Source organism: Vibrio breoganii, from assembly GCF_024346795.1.
Taxonomy (GTDB): Bacteria; Pseudomonadota; Gammaproteobacteria; order Enterobacterales; family Vibrionaceae; genus Vibrio; species Vibrio breoganii.
Map to the genome: position 1 here is coordinate 1,250,118 of NZ_AP024865.1, position 14,346 is coordinate 1,264,463.

The window sequence follows — 14,346 nt, forward strand, 5'->3', positions numbered from 1 at the left end:
AGTCGCTTGCCGAATAAATTACTGAGGCAACAACCACGCCAAAAAGTCATCAATAGCAGCGCTCTGTGCCTCTGCAGGTCTCAACAAGTAATAGCTTTGTCCTGACGTCACATAGTCGGTATAGGGCTGCATCAATCGATTTAGCTTTAGATCCTCCTCTGCAAGAGTGATATCCCCGACCGCAATACCAAAGCCCTGCTGCGCTGCATTCATCGCTTGGTCTAAGGTTGAGAACGTCTGATTGCGTCTGCCCTTTCTCGCAATACTACCCGACTTTTCTAGCCACAGGTTCCAATCACTTTGCATTGGGTTTGCGTGAAGCCATGTGAACCTTGCAAGGTCTTTGTCGTTCCATTGTCCCTCTTCACCAATGACCTGCTTCCATAGTTCTGGAGAACAGATAGGTGTGAGTTTTTCTTCAAACAATACGTGCTCACTCACCGATAGTGAACGAGGTGGCCTGCCGTATACGATGACTAAGTCGAACGATTCAAAATTTGGCAGTGATTGATGCTTAATACTAGAGGTGAGTTCTACCTCTATATCCGGATGCTCTTGCTGGAAGGACATTAACCTTGGCAGTAACCAAGAGGTGACACAGCTTGGGGCATTGAGTTTGATTTTGTTGGAGCGGTCGGCCACATCGATAACCGCCTTTCGAAGGCGCACCAAGATGTCTTCGGCCATAGGAATCAATTTGCTTCCTTCAGGTGTGAGTGCCAACCCCCTCGCCTGTCGGTAAAACAGCGCGACGCCCACCAACTCCTCTAATGACTGTATCTGGCGACTGATCGCCCCCTGCGTCATATTCATGGCTTGAGCTGCATGAGTAAAATTGAGGTGCTCTGCGGTAGCCAGAAACGCTTGTAGGTTCTTAGTTGAGGGCAATCGTGTGTTCATTTAACGCTCTATCCATGAGTTATTTGCATGGCTAGTATGTCTTTATTTCGATTCTTACTCAAAACCTTTTTGATTAGATTAGTCACATAGACAGTCAAAAAATAAATCATTAAGCAAATAAAATGATTTGGCATTCAAAAAGAGATAATACTAATGACGTCACTGGCTTCAAAACTAGCGCCTGAGAGCATAAAAAAATTAATACCATATCAATCAGCGCGCCGCATTGGCGGATCAGGCCGCCTTTGGCTTAATGCCAATGAATTAGAGCACGGGGTTCATTACAGTGAACACGCCTCTGATTACAATCGATACCCTGACTTTTTGCCTCATGACATCGCAGCTGCGTATCAAGAGTACTGCCAAACTCAGGTGCCTGCTGTAGCTGTACGTGGCGCCGACGAAGCGATTGATCTTCTTATCAGAACCTTTTGTCAGCCGGGCAAAGATAAGATTTTGATCAGCTCTCCCACTTACGCCATGTATGAATTTTGCGCTGATGCATTGGCTATAGAGACAATAGATATTCCACTCAAAGGAGAGTCATTTGATCTTGATGTTGAGAGCGTGATCAAACAGGCTCCTCAAGCCAAGATTGTTTTCTTGTGTTCACCGAACAACCCAACGGGTAACTTGCTTTCTCGAAGCGACATCATTGCCGTTCTCGAGGGTACTCAGCAAGATGCGATTGTGGTGGTCGATGAGGCCTACATTGAGTTTGAACTAGCAGAAACGGTGGCAAACCTAATAGAGCAATACCCTAATCTGGTTGTCATTCGCACCTTATCAAAGGCCTTTGGCTTAGCGGCAGTACGTTGCGGCTTTATTTTGGCGGCAGAAGAGATCATGGAATACGTGATGAAGCTTATTCCTCCGTACCCTATGCCAGATTGTTCGGCCAAGATTGTGCTTGATGCCCTATCTCCGCAAGGGATTGATATTGCAATGAGCAATACACACAGCATTATTCAAACGAGGCAACACTTTGTTGAAGCCATCCAAGATTTACAATGGATAGAACACGTCTATCCATCATCTACTAATTTTGTGCTCATTCGCACACATCAAGATGCAGAACTCTTTAGCTATTTGAAGGAACAGGGAGTCGTTACTCGTAACCAATCTCATGAGCCTGCATTAAAGAACTGTGTCAGAATCACGATAGGTTCACCAGAGTCGATGCAAGAAGTCGCCGAACTTATCAACCAATACTCATTTTCATCGCTCTAAAAGGGAATTAAGAATGAAAAAACTTCTACTTGCACTTACGTTCGTTGCTTCACTTGGATCAGTTACAGCAATGGCAAAAGAGGTGCGCTTAGCATCAGACTTTACCTATCCGCCTTTTAACTACAAAAACGCGGAAGGCACACCTGTTGGCTTTGACATTGAGATTGCCGATGCATTGTGTGCAGAAGCTGAGCTTAAGTGTACTTGGGTTTCTCAAGGCTGGGACTCGTTAATTCCGAGTCTATTAGCGCGTAAGTCAGACGTTATCATGGCGTCTATGCGTATCACTGAAGAGCGTAAGAAGCGTATCCTGTTTACTGACAAGTACTACCAAACGCCTGCACGATTTGTTGCCAATGAAGAGAGCAACTTTGCTATCGACCAGAGCGGCCTAAAGGATAAGGTGATCGGTGTACAGCAAGGGACAATTCACGACCGCTATGTGACCGATAAGTTTGGTAAGATCGCGACCATCAAGCGCTACAGCGGCCAAGATGAAGTGTACATCGACATGAAAAATGGTCGTCTAGACGCTACATTTGGTAATGCTGACCAACTGGCATTGGCATTCCTAGATAAAGAGATTGGCCAAGGTTTCGAGTTTAAAGGCGAAGCAGTCACGGACAAATCTTACATCGGTGAAGGCACCGCACTGGCATTGAGACAGCAGGATAAAGAGCTGGCTGAGAAGTTTAATAAAGCGATTGCTGAGATCCGTGCCAACGGTACATACGACAAGATTGCTGCCAAATACTTTACTTTTGATATTTATGGTGAAGAGATAAAGTAACCAACTCATACTACTAAAGGTCTGATATTTATATAAATATCAGACCTTTAACACATCACCAGTTACATATTGTTACTCACTAAACGCCCTCTGGCTCACCATTCCTGAACTCTACTCTTTCGAACCCCATTACCTATGGATAATCTATTGTTATCCGTTTTAATGGTGACAATCCTATGACGACTAAGCATGAACAACTTCTAGAAAGCTATCTTTCTACGCTCAGTGAGACTGAGCGAAAAAACATCGCAACAATCAATGCCGACCATTTTTGTGCTGACGAATTTAACGCCAACGAATGCGCCAAGCTCGTCAACGAAGGTAAAAAGCGTGCAACGTGTAGCCTAAAGGTTGGGTACGAAAAAGAGAACGCTCCTCTTCCCAAGCAAAGTGACCTTACTATTGTGCTGGATTGGTCTCAAAACCCTGTCTGTATTATCAAAACCCATAAAGTTGAGACCAAGCCTTTCAAAGAGATAGACGCAGAGTTTGCAGCAATGGAGGGAGAAGGTGACGGCAGTTTTAAATGGTGGCAACGAGAACACGCTCACTTTTTCTCTGAATACGCCAAGGAGATCAGTGTTAGTTTCAATGAAGATTCCGAAATAGTGCTAGAGTATTTTGAGAAGGTTTATCCTATTGAATAGAGCAGGTTAAATGAAACTACCGACGGACTTTGAGGAACAATTCGAAGCCTTCATCCAAAAAGAGATGAAGACTGATGCTGCCCATGACCTGAGCCATGTGCAGCGAGTAGTGGCTATCGCAAAGCGCCTCGCTCAGCAAGAAAAAGCGAACCTGTGGATCGTATTACCTGCAGCCTACCTTCATGACTGTTTCGCTTATCCTAAAGATCATCCAGACAGACACCTCAGCTCCCAGTTAGCGGCAGATAAAGCCCTGCAGTTTCTCGCCTCAATCAAATATCCAACCTATACCTATCAAGATATCTATCACGCTATCAGCGCGCATAGTTATAGCGCCAATATCCCACCGGAAACCATAGAAGCCGAAGTCGTGCAGGACGCAGACCGACTCGACTCACTTGGTGCTATTGGCATTGCCCGTTGCATTCAAGTAAGCACTAGCTTTAACGCCGAACTTTACTCTCCAGAAGACCCATTCGCCGAAGAACGCGCATTAGATGACAAGGCTTACGCGGTTGATCACTTCTTTGAAAAACTGTTTAAGCTACCTGAAACCATGAATACCAAGTCGGCAGCCAAAGAAGCCAATAAACGCGTTATCTTCATGCGTCAGTATTTAAACCAACTTCGACAAGAGATTGGTTAAATCTGCATTCCACCAGCAACAAAACTGTAAGCAAATGAAAATAACCACCAGTAAAAGTTAGAACCTCATCACATAACTTGATAGCGTATCTGCACCGTCTTTTTCGTTGCATGGATGCCAAGATTAGCGACTGATTTTCACTGTACGAGTCGCTGATATTTTAGGGTGCTAAAAGGTTATTCCATGTTACTACTTATACTGTCAGTCTTATGTTTACTGACGGTTGCGGTGTTTATCTTCAGGTTACTTCGACTGGCTAAACAACGCATCCACATCCCCGACTCTACGCAAGATAGAAGTGATTGGCCGAAGGTTTCGATCATTATTCCCGCGCGCAATGAAGCTGAAAATATCACAGGGTCACTAGGCAGCGTACTTGAGCAAGACTATCCAACCGACAAACTAGAAGTCATTGTTATTGATGACTTTTCTGAGGATGGTACTAAAGGTATCGCCGAAGGCTTGATGGCCAAATCTGAGTTCTCAGCGCAATGCATTCAAGGAAGAGCATTACCAAAAGGTTGGCTTGGAAAGAGTAATGCCTGCATGTGGGGAGCGACTCACGCGACGGGTGATTACCTATTTTTCATTGACGCCGATACGCATTCTTCACCGCATATGCTCAAGAGTGTTATCGACTTCACGCAGACTCGAGACATCGAGATGTTGTCGTTTAACCCTCAGCAAGTGATGGTATCAAAGGGCGAAAAGTCCTTACTGCCTGGCATCTTTCTCTCTACCGCCAACTCTATGGACTTTGTTGCTTCTAACGATCCAACACAGCAAGAAGCCATCGCTAACGGTCAAGCTATGCTGTTTAAAGCAGAGAGCTACCGCGCTGTGAATGGACACGAATTGGTTAGAAGCGATGTTTCTGAAGACTTGGCCTTTGCCAAGAAAATGAAGCAGCGCGGCTTTCGCATTTTTTGGGCATTTGCAGACTCTTTGATGCGCACTCGCATGTACACCAGTGCCAATGATATTTGGCAGGGTTTCTCAAAAAACATGAACCGCATTGTTAAAGCGGAAACCCTACCCTTAGCAACTTGGTATTGGGTTAAATGCCAATGGATCGCATGGATGTCGCCGATCTTGCTGGTTGTGTCATTCCTGCAATATCAAGAATCAGCATCACAGATAAGCACTTTGGCGCTAGGTATTAACCTGATTACCAGCATCGTATTGCTTGGCACTTTCTCTGGGTTAGTTCGAGAGCTATCAGTTCCTATCCGTCATGCGATATTCGTGCCCTTCGGCATCAGCATGAACGGTTTTCTCGCGCTCAATGCTTGGCGATTACAAAAATCAAACCGTGTGGTTTGGAAAAATAGGAGTTTGCCACAATGAACATCAAACACATGATTGCAGCTCTTGTTGCAACACTCTCCTTTAACTCTTTTGCTGACACAGTGAATTGGAAAGAAGTGAAAAACAATCATGGGATCACGGTTTACAATCGCAGTATCGAGGGCAGTAGCTTTAAGGCTTTTCGAGCTGAGATGACCGTTGAGTCTGATTTAACAACGCTAATGGCCGTTTTTAACGATGTTGATGTAGGCACTACTTGGGTTGAAAATGTCGATGAGATGCGCCTTGTAAAAGCGAACTCAAACATGGACAACGTGACTTACGCGATGACCAAAGCGCCATGGCCAGTAGCTGACAGGGACTCTGTGGTTCATAACCACATTAGCCAAGACCCTAAAACGCTAGCGGTGACCATCAAACAAGAAGCGGTTCCAGATGAATTGCCTCGCACCAAAAACAAGGTGCGCATTGAGACCTTGCACAGTACTTGGGTGTTCACTCCTATCAACGAAAAGGAAACGCGAGTCACTTATCAAGTGTTCACTGAACCGGGTGGCAGTTTACCTGCATGGCTAGTTAATAAAGTCGCTATTTCTCAGCCTTATAAAACCTTCCAAGGCCTACGTGAAATGTCGCAAAAGCCTAGCTATCAAAAAACAGACGTAGAAGGTATCTACAACCTTTAACCCAATGAAACAAAGCCCCTTAAAAAGGGGCTTTGTTGTTTAGGCTAGGTCATCCGTTCCTTCAATCAAGAAATGATGACTAATAGACCCTGCTGATCGCGCTTTAAAGTGAGGAACGTAGTCAGGATCAGCCATAAATGCCTGTGCCGCTTGTTTAGAGGGCCACTCGATAATTACCCTCAGTGCAACGTCTTCTCCCTCGCCTTCTAGCCGTTCATGACTGCCCGTTCGAGCCAAATATTTACCACCGTGTTTTGCCACAGCAGCATTGGTAGGTGGAATATAGTCCGCTACCCAAGCATCAGTAGTGGGTGTCACTTCAAGTACAGAGTAATAAGCCATAATGTTGTCCTTTCACATGAGTTTGATGAGTTACCTTTTATAAGAGACGGCGCTTCTTTAACAGCGACCGCTTGGCATTGATAACACTCACAAAACTTTAAGGACAATCAGTAACTACTTCCTGCAATGGCAACGTTTGTTCTTGCTCTTTTGCCACCTGAATTGCACCAAGCTCATGCATCAAATGCTTCACAAGTATGGCATAGATGAACATCATCGGTAGTCCTGCTACTACGCATAGCGATTTGATGGTATTAATTCCGCCCCCTGCCAAAGCTTGCGACTGCGCAGGAAACAAAGACGAGACAAACAGCAGGGCAATAACCATCACCACCGCAGGAATGGCTAACCCATAGTTTAGGTTTCTCATTTACTGTCTCTCCACTCAGCCAAGGCTTTGATGTGTGAAGGGTAAATCCCGCAACAGCCACCTATGATAGTTGCCCCAGCGTGATGCCACTGTTTAGCAAATTCGAGATAATCTTCGGGAGAAAGCTCACGCATAGATTGGATAGTGTCATTGGCTTCATGGGTTGCACCAATCGGCGTAAAACTATTGGCAAAGACGCCGATGGCAACATCAATACCTTGCTCGTCAATGATAGCCTTGGCTTCGGCGATGGCTTGCTCCATTACTTCAGGAATAGAACAATTGAAGAAGATGCCATCCGCCCCCAACTTGCACAGTTTTAGGATTGCTTCTTTAACCGTTTCTCCAGAACGCAATTTCGGAATATCAGACAGATCATCTTGCAGGGTAAACGCGTAGTGACAAGGTTTATCCGTTTGAGAGAGCACTTGGCTAATGGCTTCAAACTCAGCGATGCTGGCTACGGTTTCAGCGAGCCAAAGGTCAACATACGCTTCTTGTGCCTCAAACAAGGTTTGAGTGATCTCTTTTACCTGCACGGGTTCAAAGAGATCAGGGCGATAGCTGCCTAATGCTGGAGGGATAGAGCCTGCGATAGCAACGTTTTGATTGCTTTTATTGACCGCCTCTCTTGCAAGCTGCGCAGCGGTGCGAGCCAGTTCTGCACCTCGCTGTTGGTACAAGGCCTCACCGAGATGAAATGGCACACAAGCATAGCTGTTTACCGTGATAATTTCGGCACCTGCCTCAATGAAACCACGATGAGCCTGCTCAACATGCTTAGGAGATTCGATAAGTGCTTGTGCACTCCATTGTGGCTGAGTAAACGGTGCGCCAATACGTTTTAGTTCGCGCCCCATGCCACCGTCAAGGATGATTACGTCTGTCATCTTAATTGCTTCCATACAACTCTACTTGGATACCTCACATTGAATACGAGCAGCAGGTCAATTGATAGTGAAAGCTGTTCAACAGCTATATGAAGAAATTTCAGGTTCATTAAATATAGTCCTGTGTTGCTGACCTGACCGAGCATTCCCTCGCGAATTTTTCTAGTCGAACTACAGTTATTGAACACTCTTCACTCAATCCTCAGGTGGACAATATGAACAAACCTATCGTGGCCGACAACAAACCCAAGAAAGTCGAACTCACAAAAGGCGAGGAGTATTATTTCTGCACCTGTGGACGGTCTAAGAACCAACCCTTCTGTGATGGCTCACATGCGGGTACCGGGTTTAAACCAAAGAGCTTTACTGCCGAAGAAACCGCTGACGGATACTTATGTCAGTGCAAGCACACCGCGAATGCGCCATTTTGCGACGGCTCTCATAAGCAATTCTCAGCAGAGCAAGTGGGTCAAGAAGGCCCAGGTGTTCAAGTGCAGAAAGCGGAGATCCCTATCGCCGTAGCAACGACCGAAGAGCCTACCGTAGAATTCATTCATCAATTGGCTCGAGATGGTCTCTCTAAGCTTGGGCACCACGGCCCAATGACCTCTATGGGTGTGCCTCGTCACTTACTGCCACATTGGGATGACTTGCAGATCATGGTCGCGCAGATGGCGACTAAGCCACTGATGGAGGATGTTCCTGTGGGTACAGAGCTCGTCATTGGTCCAAATGCCAAGAAACCTCTCACACTGAAAATCCCGCTGTTTGTTTCAGACATGAGCTTTGGCGCTTTATCTGAAGAAGCAAAGATTGCCTTAGCCACTGGGGCAGAACTGGCAGGAACAGGGATCTGCTCTGGTGAGGGCGGAATGTTACCAGAGGAGAAAGCGGCCAATTCTAGATACTTTTATGAGTTAGCCAGTGCTGGATTTGGCTACAAAGAAGAGCTATTAAAAGGCGTGCAAGCCTTTCATTTCAAAGGCGGACAAGGGGCAAAAACCGGCACTGGAGGTCACCTTCCTGGCAATAAAAACACAGGTAAAATATCTCTGGTGCGCGGTATACCTGAGGGCGAACCTGCCATCTCACCACCCACCTTTAAAGACCTAAATACCGCAGAAGACTTTAAGGCCTTTGCCAACCGAGTGCGTGAGGTCACCGGTGGTATCCCTATAGGCTTTAAACTCAGTGCCAATCATATTGAAGAGGACATACAGTTTGCCCTTGATGCCAGCGCAGATTACATCATTTTAGACGGACGAGGCGGCGGTACTGGCGCGGCTCCTGAAATGTTCCGCGACCATATTAGTGTGCCGACAATTCCGGCACTGGCTCGTGCTCGTCGCTATTTGGACGAGCAAGGGATGAGTGGCAAGGTCACCCTTATTATCACAGGGGGTATCCGGGTACCCATGGATTTTGTCAAAGCGATGGCCCTTGGCGCTGATGGGGTGGCTATCTCAAACAGCGCAATGCAATCCATAGGCTGTGTTGCGGCGCGAATGTGTAACACCAATAACTGCCCAGCAGGGATTGCCACACAAAAAGCGGACCTTAGACAAAGGCTTAACGTCGATAAATCTTCCAAGCAGTTACATAACTTCTTCAATGCCTCTGTGGAGCTCATGCAAGTAATGGCAAGAGCCTGTGGTCATCATAGTCTGAGTGAGTTTAATAAAAAGGATCTCGCGACTTGGCATAGGGAGATGGCTTTGTTGTCTGGGGTCAGGTATTCGGGATATGGGGAGCCGTAAAATCGGCTTTCAGCTGTCAGTTATCAGACGGTCTCTTGATCACAAGTCGGACTTTTGGGTATACGTCATCCTGAACTTGATTCAGGATCTTAGTGCGCACATAGCTGAGTTTTGCACTCCCCAAGGTACTGGATAAATACTCCGTATTTTCCAGTATGACGTGACTTTATAGACTACTTATCAGAGCCTGTTAGCTTAGACTTCATGTCCATGATGAACATTGGGCCAATAATGATGACGCAGGCTAGCAGTAGTACCTCTTCTGCTATTAATAGGTATGAAGTATAGAGGTCGCTTTGTTGCGGAGTAAAACCCATAGTGGGCACTAAGATGACCAACACCCACGACAGCACGTAGGCCACAAGCAATGCAATACTCACCCCTAGTTTGGCTTTACTCATTGGTTTACCTCAAGTGACCAATATGGGGGCTTCCCATAATATTGAGAGAAGTAATCAACAAACGCTCTCACCTTTGGTGCAAGCAAGCGGGCACTAGGATAAACAACCCATATTGCCGCCCCATCCACCAAGGGATAATCTTCAAGCACTTGCACAAGCTCACCGCGCTTGAGGTTTTCATGCACCAGCCATGTGGCGCACTTGGCGATACCTAATCCATCCAAACAGGCATCTCTTACAGCCTCACCGTGGTTGACTCGAATACTGCCGGTTCCCTTAATATTGACCTGCCCTTGCGGGGTATCAAAGGTCCATATTTTAAGACCTGACTGACCGATGCACTGATGTTCACGCAATGAATCAGGATTATCAGGCAAGCCATACTTTTCAATGTACTCAGGTGAGGCGCACATGATGCGCTCATCAACCGCAAGCTTCTTGGCGATTAGGCTAGAGTCCTGCAATTCTGCATCACGGATTGCCACATCAAAGCCACCATCGATAAGATCGATCATGGAGTCGGTCAGCTGAATATCGACAGATAAGTCAGGGTTCTCGCTAAGGAACCCTTTTAAAGCCGGCATAAGGTGCATACGCCCAAACGAAGCTGGGGCAGTAACTCGCAGCGTACCTTGTGGTCTTTCAGCTCCCTTGCCCACTGACGCAAGTGCCGCATCAACCCCTAACAATAACTCTTCAGCATGAGGCAAGAATGCCTCACCTTCTTCAGTCAAAGAGACCTTACGAGTGGTACGATGAATCAAGCGCGCACCGACGCTCTCTTCTAAGCGACTAATATGCATGCTAGCAACGGGGGCAGACAAACCCAGCTCTTGACCTGCTTGGCTTATATTATGAGTGGACGCCACGCGGACGAATAGCTTGAGGTGCTCTATATTCACTTAGTTTGGCCTGCTTTGATTCAGCATCAGCTTCTAGATAAAAGTAAATATACGCTAATTTTGGACATAAATAAGGCCCACTTAGAAAAGTGAGCCTTATTAAAGGGAAGTGAAGCTTGCTGCTTGGCTTAGATAACGTTGACGACAACCTTACCAATCGCCTGACCAGACGCTAAGTGCGCGTGTGCATCGCCCGCTTGGCTAAGATCAAAGGTCTTAGGATCAACAACTGGAACCAAAGCCCCTGCTTCTGCAATCTTCGCAAGCTCTGCCAAGATGTAGCCATGCTCTTCACGCTTGAAGTTGTGGATCATTGGGATCAGCATAAACACCACATGTAATGATAAGCCTTTGAAGTGCGCGGTGCTTAAATCTAGCTCCAATAGAGAAACCGTTGTAGCAATCTGGCCGTTCAGTGCCGCGGCGTCCATGGAGTTTTTCAGGTTCTCACCGCCAACCGAATCATAAACAACGTCAAAGCCTGCACCTTGAGTATATTTAGCAACATAGTCCTCAACAGACTCAGAGGTAAAATCAATCGCGGTTGCGCCAAGTTTCTCCATCAATTGCGCCTGCTCACCTGCGCGACCGGTTGCGAAAACCTCTGCGCCCATGTGGTTTGCGATTTGCAGAGCTAAGTGCCCTACACCGCCAGAGCCGCCGTGTACTAATACTTTCTGACCTGCGCTCGTTCCTGCACGAACTAAACCTTCATAGGCGGTAATGCCAGCAAGAGGAATAGCCGCCGCTTCACGCATCGAAAGGTTTTTAGGTTTATGAGCAATCAATTTTGCATCTGCAGGCATAAATTCGGCAAGTGTACCTTGCAACTCACCTAGACCACCAGCGCAACCATACACCTCGTCACCTACAGCAAAGCCTGATACACCCTCGCCTATTGCTTCAATCGTACCGGAAAAATCCATACCCAAGATAGCGGGTGTTTTTGGAGAAAAAGGAAGCCCCTCGCCCATCTCGCGTATCATCATATCGACGGTATTTACACTCGTAGCGGCTACACGAACCAATACCTCACCCGCTTTGATTTCTGGTTTAGATACTTCTGCTACTTCAAACGCATCCACACCACCATATTCACGTACGATTGTTGCTTTCATTCAATTTCACCCTTTGTGTATTTTTATCATTGGTCAGCTTGGTGCTGAATTCTATGCTTAGCCATAGAGTCTAGACAAATTCACACCATTCATCTTCAAGCAATACATGAAAGAGAGTTAAGCATTCTTTAATAATCCACTAAGCACAAATCTCAAGATTTATTATTTAGTTTCCTTTAATACTGTTGTGAGAAAGTACACATTGTTGTCTGAAGTTCCCCTGCATAGAGTTGTGTTGAGCGTTCACTTTTCGCTCAGCCCAAATTTTAAGGAGTAACACTATGGCTTACGACGGATACACAACCTTTACCGCAGAACAAGAAGAAGGGATTCTTACCGTCACTTTCGACTTTGGCCCTGTGAATGTACAAGGTCAGGAAATGCTTGCCGACCTCAATGGCTTGGCCCTTAGGCTTGAACGAGATAGGGATGTAAAAGTAGTCGTATTCCAATCGGCTAATCCGGAGATTTGGGTCTGCCACTACGACACAAACCTATTGAAGGACATGTCTACAGAAGCGGTTTCGCGAGAAGAGGCGAAGCTATTGGATCTTCAGTCTGTGCTAGAGCGCATCAGTAAACTTCCACAAGCGACCATTGCCAAACTAGAAGGCTTCGCGCGAGGCGGTGGCCATGAATTTGCCCTGGCCTGCGATATGCGATTTGCCGCTCGTGGCAAATTTAAGTTCATGCAAATGGAGGTCGGTATGGGAATTCTGCCATGCGGCGGAGGTGCCTCACGTATGGCTAGGCAAGTGGGTTTAGGGCGAGCCTTAGAGATCATATTAAGCGCACGAGACTTTGATGCCGATGAGGCTGAAGCCTATGGCACCATCAATAAAGCACTAGAGCCCGATGAAATTGGCGAGTACGTCGATACCTTAGCAAAACGTATTTCCAAGTTCCCTGCCGAGTCTATTAATGCGTGTAAGCAAATGGTGTACGAATCTATCGACAAACCTATTGATGAAGCCCTTAGAGCTGAGGCTTATTGGCTCTATCAGGCCACCAGCAAAACCGCTGCAATAAAACGTTTCACCATTGCTGATGAACAAGGTTTGGAACACGACATTGAGAACCAGCGCAACTGGAATACCTTGGTCATGAATGTGCAAGACATCAACTGATCAAGCCTATCCCCGTTTTACATCTGCAAGCGGCCCCTTAAACAGTAAGTAGAGGGGCCGCTTTTTATTGTCTTAAGTCGATTATTAATATTTTCTTAAAACTGATTTGGTTGGCAGCTCATTTATCTCTCTCCTTGGCAGCAGTAGACTTCTTCGCTCCAACACTAAGGAGTTTTCTATGCATTACGAAGGTAAAATTTATCGTCCATGGATGGAAGCTGAGAGCGTACTGATTCAAGCCACTCTTGGTTGCAGCAATAATCAATGTACATTCTGTACCATGTTTGATGATAAACGCTTCAAAATCAGAGACATTGAAGGCATTTTTCAAGATATTGAGGAAGCGCGTAGACTGTACCCGCACGTCGAATCTATCTTTTTGACCGATGGCAATGTGATGGCGATGCGCACTGAAATGCTGGTTAAGATCTTAGACAAAATCAAAACCACCTTCCCAGAGATCAAGAACATTGCGCTCTACTCTGGGTTTAACGATTTTCGTCGCAAGAGTGTTGCTGAGCTTAAAGAGATTAAATCAGCTGGCCTGAGCATGGCCTATTCTGGCTTAGAGTCTGGAGACCCTGTAGTACTTGAAAGAATTAAGAAACGCATGACTCGAGAGCACGCAATCGAGGGCATGGAAATGGCTCGTGAAGCAAAGATTGGCGTCTTAGCCTCGTTTATCTTTGGCTTAGGTGGCAAAGAGCGCTCCATGGAGCACGCTATCAATACCACCAGCTTGCTCAACATCATGAAGCCAGATGCGATTGCACCAATGGCGCTTGCCATTCAACCTAGCTCTGAGCTTGAAAAAGAACTGCATCGCGGCGAGTTTACCTTGCCAACTCCTTTGCAGATCTTAGAAGAAGAGAAATACCTTCTAGAGAATATGGATGACTTCCATTGCTACTACTGGGGTGATCATGGCAATAACATCTCGCCAATGCGAGGCGTAATGCCAGCGGCAAGACCGGCATTTTTAGAGCGTATCAATACCAACATTGCTCACAATCCAATCACCAAAGAGAATGTTATCCAAACATTCGCATGGTAAAAATCCTAATATAAAGCCTTGTTTATCAAGGCTTTAACTTTTTTGTGAAATTACACAAAAACTGGTCCGATGTCACAAAAATAAGACAATACTACAACCGCTCTTCAAATCCACGTCAAACATTTGATTTACATCAATACAACACTTTGTTGGCGATTGATAATCGTTCTCAGATATA

16 protein-coding genes are annotated in these 14,346 nt (G+C 46.0%); 9 read left to right on the forward strand and 7 right to left on the reverse strand.

The window, feature by feature from the left end; all coding sequences use genetic code 11:
• Positions 1 to 18: 18 nt before the first annotated feature.
• Positions 19 to 900, reverse strand: coding sequence for a LysR substrate-binding domain-containing protein (locus tag OCU35_RS18610; RefSeq protein ID WP_261826200.1), 882 nt, complete (start codon positions 898 to 900; stop codon positions 19 to 21).
• 153 nt (positions 901 to 1,053) lie between these two features.
• On the opposite strand from OCU35_RS18610, the gene hisC reads away from it, so the two are divergent.
• The 6 genes from hisC (at position 1,054) to OCU35_RS18640 (ending at position 6,207) form a co-directional block, all read left to right on the forward strand.
• On the forward strand, positions 1,054 to 2,130 hold the full coding sequence (hisC, locus tag OCU35_RS18615) for a histidinol-phosphate transaminase (protein ID WP_261826201.1): 1,077 nt from the start codon (positions 1,054 to 1,056) through the stop codon (positions 2,128 to 2,130).
• A gap of 13 nt (positions 2,131 to 2,143) precedes the next feature.
• Positions 2,144 to 2,920 (forward strand): ABC transporter substrate-binding protein, encoded by a 777-nt coding sequence (locus tag OCU35_RS18620; RefSeq protein ID WP_065210425.1) that lies wholly within the window; start codon positions 2,144 to 2,146, stop codon positions 2,918 to 2,920.
• A 176-nt stretch (positions 2,921 to 3,096) separates the two neighbouring features.
• The gene (locus OCU35_RS18625; protein WP_017026970.1) at positions 3,097 to 3,567 is read left to right on the forward strand and encodes an ASCH domain-containing protein; all 471 of its coding nucleotides are present in this window, start codon (positions 3,097 to 3,099) and stop codon (positions 3,565 to 3,567) included.
• Positions 3,568 to 3,577: 10 nt separating this feature from the next.
• Positions 3,578 to 4,213 carry an HD domain-containing protein gene (locus tag OCU35_RS18630; RefSeq protein WP_261826202.1) on the forward strand — a complete coding sequence of 212 codons (636 nt, stop codon included), beginning with the start codon at positions 3,578 to 3,580 and terminating at the stop codon, positions 4,211 to 4,213.
• A 183-nt stretch (positions 4,214 to 4,396) separates the two neighbouring features.
• Complete coding sequence (locus OCU35_RS18635; protein ID WP_261826203.1) at positions 4,397 to 5,560, forward strand: glycosyltransferase; 1,164 nt, start codon at positions 4,397 to 4,399, stop codon at positions 5,558 to 5,560.
• Positions 5,557 to 6,207: an START domain-containing protein gene (locus OCU35_RS18640; protein ID WP_017026973.1), complete on the forward strand. Its 651-nt coding sequence runs from the start codon at positions 5,557 to 5,559 to the stop codon at positions 6,205 to 6,207. Before OCU35_RS18635 ends, OCU35_RS18640 begins: the two co-directional genes overlap by 4 nt.
• 39 nt (positions 6,208 to 6,246) lie before the next feature.
• On the opposite strand, the gene OCU35_RS18645 is transcribed toward OCU35_RS18640, so the two are convergent.
• The 3 genes from OCU35_RS18645 to OCU35_RS18655 all read right to left on the reverse strand — a co-directional run bounded on the left by OCU35_RS18645 (position 6,247) and on the right by OCU35_RS18655 (position 7,809).
• Entirely contained in the window at positions 6,247 to 6,549 is a 303-nt protein-coding gene (locus OCU35_RS18645; protein ID WP_017026974.1) for a DUF1330 domain-containing protein, read from the reverse strand.
• Between the two features lie 97 nt (positions 6,550 to 6,646).
• Positions 6,647 to 6,919, reverse strand: coding sequence for a hypothetical protein (locus OCU35_RS18650; RefSeq protein ID WP_065210423.1), 273 nt, complete (start codon positions 6,917 to 6,919; stop codon positions 6,647 to 6,649).
• On the reverse strand, positions 6,916 to 7,809 hold the full coding sequence (locus OCU35_RS18655) for a homocysteine S-methyltransferase family protein (protein WP_261826571.1): 894 nt from the start codon (positions 7,807 to 7,809) through the stop codon (positions 6,916 to 6,918). Before OCU35_RS18655 ends, OCU35_RS18650 begins: the two co-directional genes overlap by 4 nt.
• 215 nt (positions 7,810 to 8,024) lie before the next feature.
• Here OCU35_RS18655 and OCU35_RS18660 point away from each other — a divergent pair, with 215 nt between their 5' ends.
• Positions 8,025 to 9,566, forward strand: coding sequence for a glutamate synthase-related protein (locus OCU35_RS18660; protein WP_261826204.1), 1,542 nt, complete (start codon positions 8,025 to 8,027; stop codon positions 9,564 to 9,566).
• Between the two features lie 173 nt (positions 9,567 to 9,739).
• Here OCU35_RS18660 and OCU35_RS18665 read toward each other — a convergent pair whose 3' ends face one another.
• The 3 genes from OCU35_RS18665 to OCU35_RS18675 form a co-directional block, all read right to left on the reverse strand.
• Positions 9,740 to 9,967, reverse strand: a complete 228-nt coding sequence (locus tag OCU35_RS18665; protein WP_017028057.1) for a hypothetical protein — start codon at positions 9,965 to 9,967, stop codon at positions 9,740 to 9,742.
• Entirely contained in the window at positions 9,964 to 10,869 is a 906-nt protein-coding gene (locus OCU35_RS18670) for a LysR family transcriptional regulator (protein ID WP_102359934.1), read from the reverse strand. Before OCU35_RS18670 ends, OCU35_RS18665 begins: the two co-directional genes overlap by 4 nt.
• A gap of 128 nt (positions 10,870 to 10,997) precedes the next feature.
• Positions 10,998 to 11,987, reverse strand: a complete 990-nt coding sequence (locus OCU35_RS18675; protein WP_017031814.1) for a zinc-dependent alcohol dehydrogenase family protein — start codon at positions 11,985 to 11,987, stop codon at positions 10,998 to 11,000.
• Between the two features lie 281 nt (positions 11,988 to 12,268).
• On the opposite strand from OCU35_RS18675, the gene OCU35_RS18680 reads away from it, so the two are divergent.
• Both OCU35_RS18680 and OCU35_RS18685 read left to right on the forward strand, forming a co-directional pair.
• Positions 12,269 to 13,114: an enoyl-CoA hydratase/isomerase family protein gene (locus OCU35_RS18680; protein ID WP_261826205.1), complete on the forward strand. Its 846-nt coding sequence runs from the start codon at positions 12,269 to 12,271 to the stop codon at positions 13,112 to 13,114.
• A gap of 178 nt (positions 13,115 to 13,292) precedes the next feature.
• Positions 13,293 to 14,168, forward strand: coding sequence for a radical SAM protein (locus OCU35_RS18685; protein ID WP_017243042.1), 876 nt, complete (start codon positions 13,293 to 13,295; stop codon positions 14,166 to 14,168).
• The last annotated feature ends 178 nt before the right edge of the window (positions 14,169 to 14,346 follow it).